A 14893-nucleotide genomic window follows, 5' to 3' on the forward strand; every position below is an offset into this window, starting at 1 on the left:
CGTTACCGACAGTACCTGATACTGTCTGACGCATGAAACCCATCACATCCGACGGTCGCTCCGCCCGCTGGGACGAGCACCGCCGACGCCGGCACCGGGAGCTGCTGCGCACGGTGCGGCACGTCGTCGCCGAGCACGGGGCGGACCTCTCGATGGAGCAGATCTCCGCCCGCTCGGGCACGACGAAGACCGTCCTCTATCGCTACTTCGGCGATCGCTCGGGCCTCCAGGCGGCGATGGGCGACTGGGCGATGCACACCATCCGCCGCTCGCTCGCCGCCGCCCATGCCCCGGAGGGCGACTCCCGCGCCGCGCTCGAGGCGATGATCGACGCCTTCACCGCGCTCGCCGCCGGCTCCCCGGAGGTCTACCGCTTCTGCGACTCCGCGGTCTCCGGCGGCGCACCCGCCCGCGGCTTCCTCACCGACGTCACCGACCTGCTCTGCGTGCGCATGGGGCTGACCCGGGAGGCCGAGGTGCAGTGGGCGGCCGGCGCGCTCGGCTTCGTCCGCTCGTGCACCGAGCAGTGGCTCCTCGACCCGCGCGACCGCCACGATTTCACCACCCGACTCACGACCTGGCTGTGGGATTCCAGCCGCAGCTTCATGGAGGTACACCGATGAACCGCACCAAGACCCCGCTCACCGTCGACCCGTCCGTGCTCGCCGACCTCCTCGATGGCCGGTGGGCCTCCGAGCGCCGCCGCGGCCGCACGCTCGTCGAGCACCCCGACACCGTGCCGCCGATCACCGGCGACCTCGACGAGATGCGCGAGGCCACCTTGCGCGGCGTCCGCGCGCTCGGGGAGTCCGGCTCGACCCTGCGCTCCCTGCCCACCGAGCTCGGCGGGGAGAACGACCACGCCGGCTACGTCGCCGCCTTCGAGGAGTCGGTGACCGCCTCCCCGAGCCTGCAGATCAAGGCCGGCGTCCAGTACGGGCTGTTCGGCGGGGCGATCCAGCACCTCGGCAATGCCGAGCAGCACGCGCAGTGGCTCCTGCCCGCCCAGCGCGGGGAGCTGCTCGGCTGCTTCGCGATGACCGAGATCGGGCACGGCTCCGACGTCGCCTCGCTCGGCACCATCGCGGTCTACGACCCGGCGGCCGAGGAGTTCGTCATCACCACCCCGTTCCGGGCCGCGACGAAGGAGTACATCGGCAACGCCGCCGCGCACGGCCGGGCCGCCGTCGTGTTCGCCCAGCTCATCACCGCCGGGGTCGACCACGGCGTGCACGCCTTCTTCGTCCCGATCCGGACCGAGGACGGCGAACCCATGCCCGGCGTGTCGATCGAGGACGACGGACGCAAGGGCGGGCTGCTCGGGGTCGACAACGGCCGGCTCGCCTTCGCCGACGTGCGGGTGCCGCGCACCCACCTCCTCGACCGCTACGGCGCCGTCGCCCCCGATGGCACGTACTCCTCCCCCATCGACTCCCCCGGGCGCCGGTTCTTCACCATGCTCGGCACCCTCGTCCAGGGGCGCGTGTCGCTCGACGGAGCAGCGGTCGTGGCCGCGAAGCTCGGTCTCGACATCGCGGTGCGCTACGGCCTCGAGCGCCGGCAGTTCACCGGGGCCGACGACACCGAGGAGGTCGTGCTCATGGACTACCAGCAGCACCAGCGCCGCCTCATGCCGCTGCTCGCGGAGACCTACGCGAACGCGATCGCGCACGAGGTGCTGCTGGCCTCCTTCCAGCGTGTGTTCTCCGGCGAGGACGACTCCGACGAGGCCCGCCAGCTCCTCGAGACCCAGGCGGCCGGCTTCAAGGCGACGTCGACCTGGGACGCCCTCGACGTCCTCCAGGAGTGCCGCGAGGCGTGCGGCGGGGCGGGATTCATGACGGAGAACCGCCTCACCGGGCTGCGCGCGGACCTCGACGTCTACGTCACCTTCGAGGGCGACAACACCGTCCTCCTCCAGCTCGTCGGCAAGCGGCTGCTCGGCGACTACGCCGCGGAGTTCAAGAACATCGATGTCGGCGGGGTGGCGCGCTTCATCGGCACGCAGGCCGCCGAGCACTCCCTCTACCGCTCGGGGCTCGCGAACGTCGGGCGCACGATCGGCGAGGTGCTCACCCCGGGGCTGACCGAGCGCCGGATCCGCTCGGGCCGGCTCCAGGAGCTGCTCCTGTCCGCTCGCGTCGACACCATGGTCGCCGAGCTCGCGAGCAATCTGCGTCCGGCCTCCAAGCTCCCCAAGGAGGAGGCCGCCGCGCTCCTCAACGAGAACCAGCACGAGCTCATCGAAGCGGCGAAGGCCTATGTCGAGCTCCTCAAGTGGCAGGCGCTCAACACCGCGATGCACACCTTCGACGACGACCCCCGGCGGGCGGACGAGGCCAAGGCGCTCCGCCGCATCCGCGACCTCTACGGGCTCACGCTCATCGAGCGCAGCATCGGCTGGCACATCATGTACGGGCGGCTCTCGATGAACCGCGCCCGGCAGGTGGGCCCGGCGATCAACCGCCTGTGCGCCAAGCTCGCCGGCAACGCCGCGGACCTCGTGGCCGCGTTCGGCTACGGCCCCGAGCACCGGCGCGCGACGATCGCCGAGGGCGTGGAGGCCCGGCGCCAGACCGAGGCGCGCGAGCACTACCGGCGCGCCCGCGCGCAGGCCGACCATCCGGTCGACGAGAAGGTGCTCCACCGGGAGCGGACCCGGAAGGGCTGATCAGCCCTCGAGGAAGCCGCGCACCAGCCGACCGACCTTCTGCCCCTCGGTGAGGAAGCCGTCGTGACCCGCCCACGATTCGATCGTGTGGTGGGTCACGGTGCCCGGCAGCGCGGCCGCGAGCTCGGCGACCTGCGCCGGCGGGTAGAGCCGGTCGGTGGAGATGCCGATGACTTGGAACTCGCTGCGGGCGCCGGCGAGCGCCTCGGCGAGGTCGGAGTGCCGGCCCCGGCGCACGTCGTGATCCCGCAGGGCCGCCGTGAGGACCCGGTAGGACTCCGCATCGAAGCGGTGGACGAGCTTGCGCGCCTGGTGGTCGAGGTAGCTCTGGATCGAGTAGTACGTGTCCGGGGCCCCGGCCGGGCGCGGGAACTGGTGCGCGTTCGCGAACCGGTGGTTGAGCTCGACGTCGTTGCGGTAGGTCAGGTGGGCGATCTGGCGTGCCAGCCCGAGCCCCGCGGCGGGGAACCGGCCGAGCGCGGCGTAGTCCCCGCCGCAGTAGTCCGGGTCGAGGGCGATCGCCTGGATCTGGGTGTGCGCCCACGCGATCTGGTCGGCGTCGGAGTACGCCGGCGCGGCGAGCACCGTGGCCTTGCGCACACGCTCCGGAGCGAGCAGCGCGAACTCGAGCGCGCGCGCCCCGCCCATCGAACCGCCGATCACCGCGTGCCAGGACTCGATGCCGAGCCTGTCGGTGAGCGCGAGCTCGGCGGTGACGAGGTCCCGGACGGTGAGCGCGGGGAAGCGCGAGCCGTAGGGCAGCCCGTCGGCGTGGATGGTCGTCGGCCCGGTGCTGCCGTTGCACCCGCCGAGCGCGTTCGCGCACACGACGAAGAACTCGTCGGTGTCGATCGGCCGGCCCGGGCCGATCACCTCCTCCCACCAGCCGGGGGCGAACGAGCTCGGGTGCTCGGCCGTCGCAGGCTCGGCGACCCCGGAGGTCACGTGGGCGTCGCCGGTGAGCGCGTGCTCGATGAGGACCGCGTTCGTGCGTTCCGCGTTGAGCGTGCCGAAGGTCTCGTAGGCGATGTGCATCTCCTCGAACACGTACCCGGATTCGAGGGCGAGGTCGGTGAATCCGGCGAGTCCCGTGCGTCCGGTGACCGGCATGCGGCTCAGCCGCGCGCGGCGGCGAAGCCCTTCTCGAGGTCGGCGATGATGTCCTCGACCCCCTCGATGCCCACGCTGAGCCGGACGAGGCCCGGGCTGACCCCGGCGGCGGCCTGCGCGGCCTCGTCGAGCTGGGAGTGCGTGGTGGAGGCGGGGTGGATGACGAGCGAGCGGACGTCGCCGATGTTCGCGACGTGCGAGTGGAGCTCGAGCGCGTCGACGAAGCGCACCGCGGCGTCGTAGCCGCCGGCGATGTCGAAGGACAGCACCGAGCCGACGCCCTTCGGCAGGTACTTCTGGGCGCGCTCGTACCACGGGCTCGACGGGAGTCCGGCGAACACGACGCGCTCGACCTGCGCGTGGTCCTCCAGCCAGGCGGCGACGCGATCGGCGTTGGCGACGTGGCGCTCGATGCGCAGGCTCAGGGTCTCGAGGCCCTGAGCGAGGAGGAAGGCGTTGAACGGGGAGAGCGCCGGGCCCAGGTCGCGGAGCAGCTGCACGCGCGCCTTGATCCCGAACGACACGTTCGCACCGAACGGCGAGTCCGGACCGAGGTCGCGGGCGTAGACGATGCCGTTGTACGAGGCGTCCGGGGTGTTGAAGCCGGGGAAGCGCTCGGGGTCGCGGGAGAAGTCGAAGGTGCCGGCGTCGACGATGATGCCGCCCATCGCGGTGCCGTGCCCGCCGAGGTACTTCGTGGCGGAGTGGACGACGATGTCCGCGCCGTGCTCGATCGGGCGCACGAGGTAGGGGGTGGCGAGCGTGTTGTCGACGATGAGGGGCACGCCGGCGGCGTGGGCGACCTCGGCGACGCCGGCGATGTCGAGGACGTCGGAGCGGGGGTTGGAGACGACCTCGCCGAAGAACGCCTTGGTGTTGGGGCGGACCGCGGCCCGCCACCCCTCGAGATCGTCGGGGTCGGCGACGAAGGTCGTCTCGATGCCGAGCTTGCGCAGGGTGACGTCGAGGAGGTTGTAGGTGCCGCCGTAGAGGCTGGGGCTCGCGACGATGTGGTCGCCGGCCTCGGCGACGTTGATGAGCGCGAGGAACTCCGCGGACTGGCCGGAGGCGAGCAGCAGGCCCTGGACACCGCCCTCGAGGTCCGCGATCCGGTCCTCGACCACGGCGACGGTCGGGTTGCCGATCCGGGTGTAGATCGGGCCGAGGTCGGCGAGCGCGAAGCGGTCGGCTGCGGTCTGCGCGGAGTCGAAGACGTAGGACGTGGTCTGGTAGATCGGCAGGGCCCGGGCGCCCGTCGTGGGATCCGGGGTCTGGCCGGCGTGGATCTGCCGGGTCTCGAACGACAGCTCGCTCATGGGTTCCTCCTCATCGAAGTGTGCCTCCCACTCTCGCCCGGGAGCGCGGTCCCGGCGGCACCCGATGTCATCTGGCTGTCATCTTCCGTCACATTGCGTCATGTGCGAGCGGTGGGCAGGTCCGGCGCCGACTCCCGGCGTCGCACTCCGGTGCGCCTCAGCGGAAGTCCCGGGAGCGGGAGGGCAGCTGCACCTCGAGCGGGTGGAGCCGGTGCGCGTAGAGGCTCACCACCTCACCGGCACGCTGCAGCTGCCCGGTCACGACGAGGGTGCTGCGGCTCGTGGAGATCGGGGCGAAGCGCTTCATCAGTCCCGGGGTGCACACGACATTGAGCATCCCGAACTCGTCCTCGATGTTCATGAAGGTGATGCCCGAGGCGGTGGCCGGCCGCTGTCGGTGGGTGACGATCCCGGCCACGGTGATCCGGGAGCCGTCCGCGGTCGCCCGGGCGTCCTCCGTCGAGGCGTACCCGCGGGCGGTGAGGGCGCTGCGCAGCTGGGCGGTCGGGTATCCCTCGACGGTGAGGCCGGTGGCGAACAGCTCGGCGAGCGTGACGTCGAACGCGCTCATGAGTGGCAGGGTGGGGGCGGCGGTGACGGGTGCGGTGCCCGGCAGCACGCCGGGCCCGGCGCCGGCGAGCGAGCCGGCGAGCCACAGCGCCTGGCGCCGGTCGACGCCGAACCCCGTGAAGGCGCCGGCGGAGGCGAGCCCCTCGAGGACCCGCACCTCGACCCCGGTGCGGTGGGCGAGGTCGGCGATCGAGGCGTAGGGCCCGGCCGCCTCGCGCTCGGCGACGATCGTCGCGGCCGCGCCCCCCACCTCGCGCACGGATTCCAGGCCGACCCGGATCGCGAGCCCACCGGTGGAGTCCGGGTCCGGTTCGAGGTCGGCGAGGGCGGCCGAGGCGTTGACGTCGACGGGGCGGATCGTCACGCCGTGGCGGCGGGCGTCGGCGATGAGCGACTGCGGGGAGTAGAAGCCCATCGGCTGGGAGCGCAGGAGGCCGGCGGTGAACGCCGCGTGGTGGTGGCACTTGAACCAGGCGGAGTCGTAGACGAGGTTGGCGAAGCTGATGGCGTGGCTCTCGGGGAAGCCGTAGTTGGCGAAGGCGGCGATCTTGTCGAAGATCGCCTGTGCGATGTCCGGGGCGACCCCGCGGGCGGCGCACCCGGTGTGGAAGCGCTCGGCGAGCTGCTCCATCCGGGCGCGTGAGCGGCGGGAGCCCATCGCGCGGCGGAGCTCGTCGGCGTCGGGGCCGGTGAAGCCGGCGACGTCGATCGCCATCTGCATGAGCTGCTCCTGGAACAGCGGCACCCCGAGGGTCTTGTCGAGTGCGTTCTCGAGCAGCGGGTGGAGGTGCTCGACGGGTTCGAGGCCCTGCCGGCGGCGGATATAGGGGTGGACGGAGCCGCCCTGGATGGGGCCGGGGCGGATGAGCGCGACCTGCACGGCGAGGTCGTAGAAGGTGCGCGGACGCAGCCGGGGCAGGGTCGCGAGCTGAGCGCGGGACTCGACCTGGAACACGCCCACCGCGTCCGCGGCGCAGAGCATGTCGTACACGCGCGGGTCCTCCTGCGGGATCGCCGCCCGGTCGATGCGCTCGCCGGTGTGCCGGGCCACGAGGTCGACCATCTCGTGGAGCGCGGTGAGCATCCCGAGGCCGAGCAGGTCGAACTTCACGAGGTCCATCGCCGCGCAGTCGTCCTTGTCCCATTGGACGACGGTGCGGTCCTCCATCGTCGCCGGCTCGATCGGCACGACCTCGCCGATCGGCCGGTCGGCGAGGATCATGCCGCCGGAGTGGATGCCGAGGTGGCGCGGGGTGCCGAGGAGTCCGGCGGCGACCTCGAGCACCGGGGCGGGCACCGCGGTGTCCGCCGGATCGGGCAGGGTCGACCAGCGGTTGATGCCGGTGGAGAAGGCGTCCTGCTGGCCGGGGTCGTATCCGAGGGCGGCGGCGGCGTCGCGGACGGCGGACTTCGCGCGGTAGGTGATGACGTTGGCGACCTGGGCGGCGCGGTGGCGGCCGTAGTGCCGGTAGACGTACTGGATCACCTCCTCGCGGCGGCCGGACTCGATGTCGATGTCGATGTCCGGGTAGCCGGCGCGGTCGGGGGCGAGGAAGCGGTCGAAGAGGAGCCGGAACCGCACGGCGTCGACGGCGGTGATGCCGAGGACGTAGCAGACCGCGGAGTTCGCCGCCGAGCCGCGGCCCTGGCAGAAGATGTCCTGCTCGCGGCAGAACCGGGCGATGTCGTGGACGATGAGGAAGTAGCCGCAGAACCCCATCGTCTCGATCGTCGCGAGCTCCCGGTCGAGCTGCTCCCAGGCGCGCGGGTGTGCGGTGCGGGTGCCGTAGCGCCCGAGCCCGCCGGCCTCGACGAGCCGGCGCAGGTGGGTCGCCTCGTCGGTCCCGGCGGGGATCGGGGCATCGGGCAGCCCGGCGCGCGCCGCGGTGAGCTCGAAGGCGTGGCTCGCCGCGAGCCGGACGGCGGTGTCGAGGGCGGCGGCCGGGAAGCGCTCGCGCATCTCCTCGCCGGTGTGGATGCGCGCCGAGGCGGTGGGCGGCAGCCAGCCGGCGACCGCCTCGAGGGAGCGGCGGGAGCGCACCGCGGCGCGCACCTGGGCGTCGGCGAAGCGGGCCCGGGTCGCGTAGTGGACGGCGTTGGTGGCGACGACCGGCAGCCGCGCCCGGTGGGCGAGCTCGCACAGGTGGGCGATCCGTGCGTCGTCGGTGGGCAGGCCGTGGCGGGTGAGCTCGACGACCACCCGGTCGCGGCCGAACTCCGAGACGAGGCGGCGGAGCGCGCCGAGGCCGCCGTCGGGATCGTCGAGGTGCGGCAGGAGGGGGCCCTTGCGGCAGCCGGTGAGGATCGTCCAGTCGCCCGCCGCGGCGGCGAGGCCGGCGCGGTCGAACACCGGCCGGGTCTTCTCCCCGGCCAGTGCGCCGGCGGTGAGCGCCGCGGACAGGGTGCGGTAGCCGTCGACCCCGTGGGCGAGGACGAGGAGGTGCTCGGCCTGCGGGTCGATCTGGCCGGGGATCTTCGCGGTGAGCCCGAGGGAGAGCTCGGCGCCGAACACCGTGGGGAGGGAGGCCTCGGCGGCGGACTGGGCGAAGCGGACCGCGCCGTAGAGCCCGTTGTGGTCGGTGAGCGCCATCCCCGTGAGCCCGGCCCGGGCGCCGGTGGCGGCGAGCTCCTCCGGCTCCGAGGCGCCGTCGAGGAAGCTGAAGTCCGAGTGCACATGGAGCTCCGCCCACGGGGTGCGGGCGGGCAGGAGGGCGGGTGTGCGGGCGGGCAGGAGGGAGTGGTCGGAGCTCCCCTGCTGGTCGGAGCTCCTGTGCTGGTCGGCCTCCGCGTACCGGTCGGGGCGGGAGAAGGCCGGGGCGTCGGAGCCGTCGGCGCCTGCGGGGATGGCACGTCCCGGGCGCGTGCGGGCGTCCCGGCCCGCGTACCGGGACGGTCCGTCCGAGCCGCCGGGCCCCACGGACACGGGACCTGTGGATCCGGGACCTGTGGACCCGGCATCGGGGTCCGGCTCCCGGCTCTTCCGGTCCGCCCGCGGGTCCGGCCGGTCGGAGAGCCGCCGCTCGAGCTCGGACCACGGGGTGCGCGGGTTGAAGAAGCCGTTCATGCGTATCTCCCGGTGAGGTACCAGCGGCCGCTCTCCTTGCTCAGCAGGTAGGCGGCCCCGTCCTCGGCGACGACTTGGAGGCGCACCCGGTACTGGGCCGTGCTCCGGTCCCACCAGCCGGCCTCCACCGGCCAGGCCGAGGAGTGGTCGACCACGCGCACCGTCCCCGTGCCGGGGATCCGGAGCAGCGCCGGGACGTTGTCGAGTCCGGCGGGGCGGGCGACGATCGTGGCGCCGCGCTCGTCGAGCAGGTCCACCGGGGTGTGCTCGACGAGCGTGGGGCGGGGAGCCGGCACCGCGCCCGGCCAGGGGGCCTCGGGGTCGCGCTCGGGCCGGGGGCGCTGCTGCCAGGGTGTCCAGAGGTTCGTCTCCGCCGGATCGCGGCCGCCCTGCAGGCCGGGGACGAGCACGGCGTCGGGGCCGAACAGGCCCTGGAGGCGCTCGAGGGTGTGCGCGATCCGTCCCGGGTGCTGGTCGAACAGGCTCTGCTGCGTGCCCAGGGGGCTGAGGAGCTCCGCGGCGGCGAGCCCGATCGCGCAGATCCCGTCCTCCCCGCTGACGAGTGTCGGGTCGGGGCCGGGGTCCTCCCCGTTCTCGGGAACGGCCCGGGCGGTGCGGTCGGGGCGGGCAGTGCGAGCCCTGCGATCGGGGCGGGCGCCTCGGGTACGGGGTCCGCCCCGGCCGTCGGCACCCGTGCCGGCTCCCCCGGCGGCGAGCCACCCCTCGGCCTGCCAGCGGAGGCGGTCGGCGATCATCGACTCGTCCATGTCCTCGAGGCGCCAGGTCCGCCGGCAGGTCTCCCCCGTCGTCGCGGTGAGCTCGATGTCCACCTGGGTGCACACGAGGCCGGCGGCGCGGACGGTGCCGAGCAGCTCGGCACCGAGGGTGCGGGCGTGGAAGGACAGCACGTCGCTGCGGCCGCTCGGCGGGTCGAGGGGGCTGTGCACCCGGAACTCGCGGGCGCGCACGTGGTCGGCGGGGATCCGGTCGGGCAGACCGCGGGCGAGCCGGTGGGCGCGCCGGCCGAGGGTGCCGAACCGCGCATGGACGTCGGCCTCCGCGAGCTGGGCGAACCGACCGAGCGCGGTGAGCCCGAGCCGGCCGAGCAGTGGGACGAGCTCGGCGTAGGCGTGGGCGTCGACCGCGGTGAGGGAGGAGATGGGGAGCGGGGCGAGGAAGGCGGCGGTCCGGCCCGGCGGCACGCGGGTGGCGGTGCGGGAGGCGAGCAGCGCGGCGAAGGCGGTATCGGCGATGCCGGGGAAGAACTCCCAGCCGGTGGAGTCGGTGAGGCCGGTGAGGAGCTCCTCGACCGCGGACTCCTCGCTCGCGTGGGTGCGGCGCAGGGAGAGGGCCGGGATGCTCACCACGCCCGGGGACAGCAGGGTGAACCGGGCGACGAGGTCCTCGAGCACGCCGATCCCGGCGGCGAACACCCGGTGGTCGACCTCGGGGTCCCAGGGGATGACGGTGAGCTCGGGACAGCGCAGCTGGGCGGCGCGCTTGTTGAGCCCGGTCTCCACGCCCGAGGCGCGCGCGGGCGCATTGCAGGAGATGATGCGCCCGGCCCGGAGCACGGCGGCGGGCGCGGCCGTGCTCAGCCCGTGCGCGATCCCGGCCGCCACCGCCGGCCAGTCCGGCACTGCGAGGACCACCGTGCGATGGACGGACACGCGCTGGGAGGTGGAGGCTGCAGAGGCAGGTGGTTCGGCAGGAGCCGGGGCTTCGGCAGGTGTCGGGGCCTCGGCCGGCGCGGTGGGGAGCTCGGCAGGAGCCGTGGACTCGGCAGACGCTGCTTCAGTCGACACTGTGGATCCTCGGGACAGGGCCGCCGGGGTGCGCGACCCCCACCGCTGGAACGGAGTGTTCGGCCCCCGGCATCGGAGCGGGGTGCTCGGCCCGGCCGGAGGGGGCCGGGAGCAGGAGGGTGTGGGTGCCGGTGCGCGAACCGTGGACGGTGACCGTGCACTGCTCGAGGCGGCCGGCGCCTCGAGCAGTGCCCTCCCAGCGGACGTCGCGGACGCCGAGCCGCTCGCCGGTGCCGGGGAACTCGTCGAGGGTGATGAGGGTCATCCGCCGTTCCCGGACCTTGGCGAGCAGACGCTGCCGGTCTCCCGGGGTCGGGGCGAAACCGGGCCGGACGATGAGGATGTCGAAGGACTCGACGAGGATCGATGTCACCCGCAGCCAGTCCTGGAGCGGGGTGCGGAGGTTGACGAAGTGGGAGAGATCGATGCCGAAGTCGGCGATCCCGGCGACGGCAGGCTCCCCCATGCCCAGGACGGCGCACCACAGCTGCTCCCGCGTAGCGGCGGCGCAGGCGGCCAGTGCGAGGGAGAAGGAGTGCTCGCCGGTGATGGCGAGGATCTCGCCGCGCGGCAGCCCGCCGCGCTGGAAGAGCGGCCGCAGCGGGGCGTCGACCGCGTACGGCGGGTGCCCGGCGAACAGCTCGGAGGCCGTCCGGATCCCCGGCAGGCGCGTGAGCTGTTCGGTGAGGGCACTGATCGCGTGCACGGGGTCGGCGGACATGCATCCAGTATCGAACGTCAGTTCTAATCATTCAAGTGGGATTCGAAGGGCACCCGGTCGCCGTTCGAACATACTCAGCTCTTCGCTCGCACGCGGCCAGGCCACCGTTCGAACGCGGCATGATCGCCGCACGAGCACAGCCCAGCCGCCACGGCACCAGCACACCGGCACCCACGCCCCGGCACCGGACGCCAGCCGGCAGCCGCCCGGCCCCGATCCGCAGCCGCTGGGTCAGGCGGCGGCCTCGGCCTCGTCGCGCGGCAGGCCGTCATCGTGGAGCCGGGCGGCGTCGAAGATCCAGCGGACGCACTCGTGGAGGTCGAAGCCCTCCCCGCCGCCGAGGGTGCAGATGCGCTCCGGATGATTGGCGACCCGGTCGTAGTCGTCCCAGGACAGCCAGGCGGTATCGAACACCCCGACGTCATCCGTCTCCCTCCACGTCGGCATGAGCTCGGCACCCGCGGCAGTGAAGACGAAACCGACGCCGGGATGCCGATCGGTCCGCGCTGCGCCCCTATGAGCGTTGCCATCATGAGCGTCGTCATCATGAGCACCGCCGTCAGGAACCTCGCCCGCGCGCCGGGCGATGGACACACCGTGCTCATGGATCGCGATGTGGTGCGAGCGGCAGAGCAGGAGCATGTTGTCGAGGTCCGTCGGGCCGCCCTCGGACCACGGTCGGATGTGGTGCGCCTCGAGCAGCCGGGTGCGCGAGCAGCCGGGGAATCGGCATCCGATGTCGCGCACCGCGAGGGCCCGCCGCTGGCGATGCGAGGCCAGGCGCTTCGTCCGGCCGAGGGCGAGCACGTCGCCGGATGCATCGATGAGGGCGCCCACGAGCGGCGATCCGCAGCTCAGCCGGCCGACGGTGGCGGCGGTCACCGCGCCGTACCCCTCGATGCAGGCGACGTCGGCCTCTGACACCGCGCGAGGCTCACTGCTGTCCACGGCCTCGGTCGGCTCATCGCCCGTGTCGCGGTGTGCCCCGGCTGTCGCGCCGATGTTCGCATCCTCCGCCTCGACCCGCCCCGCAGCGGATTCGGAGGCAGGGTCCGCGCCGGCGACGGTCGCGATGGATGCGTGAACGTGCACCTCGGCCCGGCGGGACGTCGTCCCGGCCTCCTCGCCGCTCCGCGATCCGGTCCGGATGAGGTCGAGGAACCGGTCGACCCTGGAGATCGGCTCCGACGCGGGACCCTCCGTGTTCTCGCCACCATCGGCTTCGCCGCTCATCCCCTCGCCCGCCTCACCGTCCGCTCCCTCTCCCCGCGCCCGCCGGTGGGCGGTGGTGATCGTCCGGTCGACGGCCGCGTCCACCAGTGCCATGACCTCGGCGGCCTCGGCCTCGGGCAGCTCGATCGTGATCCGTGCGCGCCCGGCAGGGAGCGGCTCGATGCGGAACACGTCACCGGGGAGCTCCTTGACCACCCCGGCCGCGTCCGGCGCGATCCGCCGGAAGGTCGAGATCATCCGGGAGAGCTGCGCCGAGGTCGCGACCCGGCACATCCGCGCCGCCTCCGTCTCGTCGATCCGACCTGCCAGCCGGGTGATCTCACGGACCTTCGAATACGACACCCGGCCCTCCCCGAAGAGTCGGGTGACCTCGGGGAACTCGCGCAGGCCGCGAGCGACCCGGATGTACTCCCGCGCGGTGTGCGGTGTCATCTCGCACGCGAACGCCACCCAGTGCCCGAAGCTCCGGATGCCGACCCAGCCCTCCCAGGCACCCTCCTGATCGATCCGATCGAGGAGCGCGACGAACTGCGCCTGCGACTGTGCCATCTGCGCCGCGGCACCCCGGATCCGGCGAACGAGCTCGGCACACTCGTCCGGGTTGCCGCCGGACTCCCGCTCCTCCGGTGCCTCGGATGCAGGCGCCGCCGTCCTGTCCGCCGTCCGGTCAGCATCGGGTGCATCCCCGCCACGCCTCATATCCTCGGCCTCGTCCGCCCCGTTCGCATGCCCGCTCGGCCGCGCGTCTTCCGCCGTCGGTGTTCTCATCGTGTCCCCCTCCTTCGGGCGAGCTCCGCACCCCACCCTTATCGAGATGAGATCACGCTATCGGGAGGCACTGACACGGGTTCGATCACAGTGATCTATTGTCGTCCTGCTGTTCTGTGCGGATCAGGGGCCGCCCGCCTCCACCGGGATGCCCTCGTCTCTACCGGTGCACCATCGACCCCACCGGGGCGCCATCGAACCGGCGCGCGGACCGCTCGTTCCGCGCCTCGCCCGCCGGCCCATATACCTCGCCGTCGACGCTAGGGCGGCCGGTCCGGCCCCGAGGTGCCCGCCCACCTCGTCCTCATCCGGCGGGATGCTCGCCCATGAGAGCCGCCGGAGTCCTGAAGCGAGGACAGCACTCCGGCGGCTCCGGCGTCACAGCGGCGTGCCTGCCGTGACGTCTTCGCCCAACCGACCCCGTGTGCTCCATAGGCATCGGTCACACACCCGCACCGTCACCCCGCTGTAACAACCCCGCCGTGACGACCCCGCCGTGATGCCCCTGCTGTGACGTCTCGGAGGTCACGTCTCAACTGTGACGCGTTCGCAATGATGTCACCCCGTCACGTCCCCGGTGCGACGCCGCTGTTCTCACGCCTCTGCTGCGACGACTCTGCTGCGAGTTCCGCGCTGTGACGTCATTCCGATCGCGGGAACCCGTCCGGTCGCGTCCCCGCTGTGTCGCCCCGCTGAGACGCCCCGTCGTGACGTCCCAGCGGCTTTCACGTCCCAGCCGTGACGTCTTCGCCCTCACGTCCCTGCTGTGACGTCGTTGCCTTCACTACGCCACGGTGACGCTTCTGCCGCGACGCCGCGCAGCGAACACCTCGCTGGAAGAACCCGGTCTCGGCCGGGATGCTCAACAGCGGCGCGACCGGGACGCTTCACCCCGGATGGACGTCACAGCGGGGACGTCACAGCAGGGACGCCCCTATCGCCCCGCCTGCCGCACCTCGGCACTCGGTGCCACCGCTCCCGCCCCGAACCGGACTGATGCGCACTCCCCATCCCGGCTCGCAGCACCCGCGCGCATACACTGGGCCGGTGATGAATCTCAGCATCGTGTTCTGCACCCCCGAGATCCCGGGCAACACCGGCAACGCGATCCGCCTGGCCGCGGTCACCGGCGCGCACCTGCACCTCGTCGAGCCCCTCGGCTTCGACCTCTCCGACGCCAAGCTGCGCCGCGCCGGGCTCGACTACCACGACCTCGCGCACGTCACCGTCCACCCGGACTTCGACGCCCTGTGGGACACGCTCGGGGACCGCCGCGTCATCGCCTTCACCGCCCAGTCCGACACCGCGTTCCACACCGTCGAGTACACGGGCGACGACGTGCTCCTGTTCGGCCGCGAGTCCGTCGGACTCCCCGCCGAGGTGCTCGCCGACAACCATGTCGACCTCACCGTGCGCATCCCGATGCAGCCGTCCCGACGCTCGCTCAACCTCGCGAACTCCGCCTCGATCGCGGTGTACGAGGCGTGGCGCCAGCTCGGCTACCCCGGCGGCACCTGAGCCCGCACACCCCGCCCGGCGAGACCAGTGCGCATCGACGACACGTGCGCTCCACTCGGAACGGTCCGCACCCACTCGGATCACTGCTCACCGCCCACTCGGATCACGGCTCACCGA

9 protein-coding genes are annotated in these 14893 nt (G+C 72.9%); 3 read left to right on the top strand and 6 right to left on the bottom strand.

Features of this window, described 5'->3' with window-relative positions:
- Positions 1 to 32: 32 nt before the first annotated feature.
- Entirely contained in the window at positions 33 to 623 is a 591-nt protein-coding gene (locus ABD883_RS07230) for a TetR/AcrR family transcriptional regulator (RefSeq protein WP_345031053.1), read from the top strand.
- The gene (locus ABD883_RS07235; protein ID WP_295687207.1) at positions 620 to 2671 is read left to right on the top strand and encodes an acyl-CoA dehydrogenase family protein; all 2052 of its coding nucleotides are present in this window, start codon (positions 620 to 622) and stop codon (positions 2669 to 2671) included. The genes ABD883_RS07230 and ABD883_RS07235 overlap by 4 nt, the downstream gene beginning before the upstream one ends.
- On the opposite strand, the gene metX is transcribed toward ABD883_RS07235, so the two are convergent.
- From metX to ABD883_RS07265, 6 genes are all read right to left on the bottom strand, one after another.
- Positions 2672 to 3781: a homoserine O-acetyltransferase MetX gene (gene metX / locus ABD883_RS07240; protein ID WP_295687205.1), complete on the bottom strand. Its 1110-nt coding sequence runs from the start codon at positions 3779 to 3781 to the stop codon at positions 2672 to 2674.
- A gap of 5 nt (positions 3782 to 3786) precedes the next feature.
- A complete protein-coding gene (locus ABD883_RS07245; RefSeq protein ID WP_425548422.1) occupies positions 3787 to 5097 on the bottom strand; it encodes a bifunctional o-acetylhomoserine/o-acetylserine sulfhydrylase in 1311 nt (436 codons plus the stop codon).
- 157 nt (positions 5098 to 5254) lie between these two features.
- Positions 5255 to 8731: an error-prone DNA polymerase gene (locus ABD883_RS07250; RefSeq protein ID WP_345031058.1), complete on the bottom strand. Its 3477-nt coding sequence runs from the start codon at positions 8729 to 8731 to the stop codon at positions 5255 to 5257.
- Positions 8728 to 10536: a DNA polymerase Y family protein gene (locus ABD883_RS07255; protein ID WP_345031061.1), complete on the bottom strand. Its 1809-nt coding sequence runs from the start codon at positions 10534 to 10536 to the stop codon at positions 8728 to 8730. The genes ABD883_RS07250 and ABD883_RS07255 overlap by 4 nt, the downstream gene beginning before the upstream one ends.
- Positions 10526 to 11257: a porin gene (locus ABD883_RS07260; RefSeq protein ID WP_175406961.1), complete on the bottom strand. Its 732-nt coding sequence runs from the start codon at positions 11255 to 11257 to the stop codon at positions 10526 to 10528. The genes ABD883_RS07255 and ABD883_RS07260 overlap by 11 nt, the downstream gene beginning before the upstream one ends.
- 231 nt (positions 11258 to 11488) lie before the next feature.
- Positions 11489 to 13039 carry an HNH endonuclease signature motif containing protein gene (locus ABD883_RS07265; RefSeq protein ID WP_345031063.1) on the bottom strand — a complete coding sequence of 517 codons (1551 nt, stop codon included), beginning with the start codon at positions 13037 to 13039 and terminating at the stop codon, positions 11489 to 11491.
- 1269 nt (positions 13040 to 14308) lie between these two features.
- Here ABD883_RS07265 and ABD883_RS07270 point away from each other — a divergent pair.
- Positions 14309 to 14776: a tRNA (cytidine(34)-2'-O)-methyltransferase gene (locus ABD883_RS07270; protein WP_247424720.1), complete on the top strand. Its 468-nt coding sequence runs from the start codon at positions 14309 to 14311 to the stop codon at positions 14774 to 14776.
- Positions 14777 to 14893 lie beyond the last annotated feature (117 nt).

Origin of the sequence: Brevibacterium pityocampae (assembly GCF_039541555.1) — a bacterium.
GTDB classification, from domain to species: Bacteria; Actinomycetota; Actinomycetes; order Actinomycetales; family Brevibacteriaceae; genus Brevibacterium; species Brevibacterium pityocampae.

Excerpts from the sequence above, each read along its gene's own strand:
- ABD883_RS07235 (WP_295687207.1), top strand. The coding sequence starts at position 620 with ATGAACCGCACCAAGACCCCGCTCACCGTCGACCCGTCCGTGCTCGCC.
- metX (WP_295687205.1), bottom strand. The coding sequence starts at position 3,781 with ATGCCGGTCACCGGACGCACGGGACTCGCCGGATTCACCGACCTCGCC.
- ABD883_RS07265 (WP_345031063.1), bottom strand. The coding sequence starts at position 13,039 with ATGGCACAGTCGCAGGCGCAGTTCGTCGCGCTCCTCGATCGGATCGAT.
- ABD883_RS07250 (WP_345031058.1), bottom strand. The coding sequence starts at position 8,731 with ATGAACGGCTTCTTCAACCCGCGCACCCCGTGGTCCGAGCTCGAGCGG.
- ABD883_RS07245 (WP_425548422.1), bottom strand. The coding sequence starts at position 5,097 with ATGAGCGAGCTGTCGTTCGAGACCCGGCAGATCCACGCCGGCCAGACC.
- ABD883_RS07260 (WP_175406961.1), bottom strand. The coding sequence starts at position 11,257 with ATGTCCGCCGACCCCGTGCACGCGATCAGTGCCCTCACCGAACAGCTC.
- ABD883_RS07270 (WP_247424720.1), top strand. The coding sequence starts at position 14,309 with ATGAATCTCAGCATCGTGTTCTGCACCCCCGAGATCCCGGGCAACACC.
- ABD883_RS07230 (WP_345031053.1), top strand. The coding sequence starts at position 33 with ATGAAACCCATCACATCCGACGGTCGCTCCGCCCGCTGGGACGAGCAC.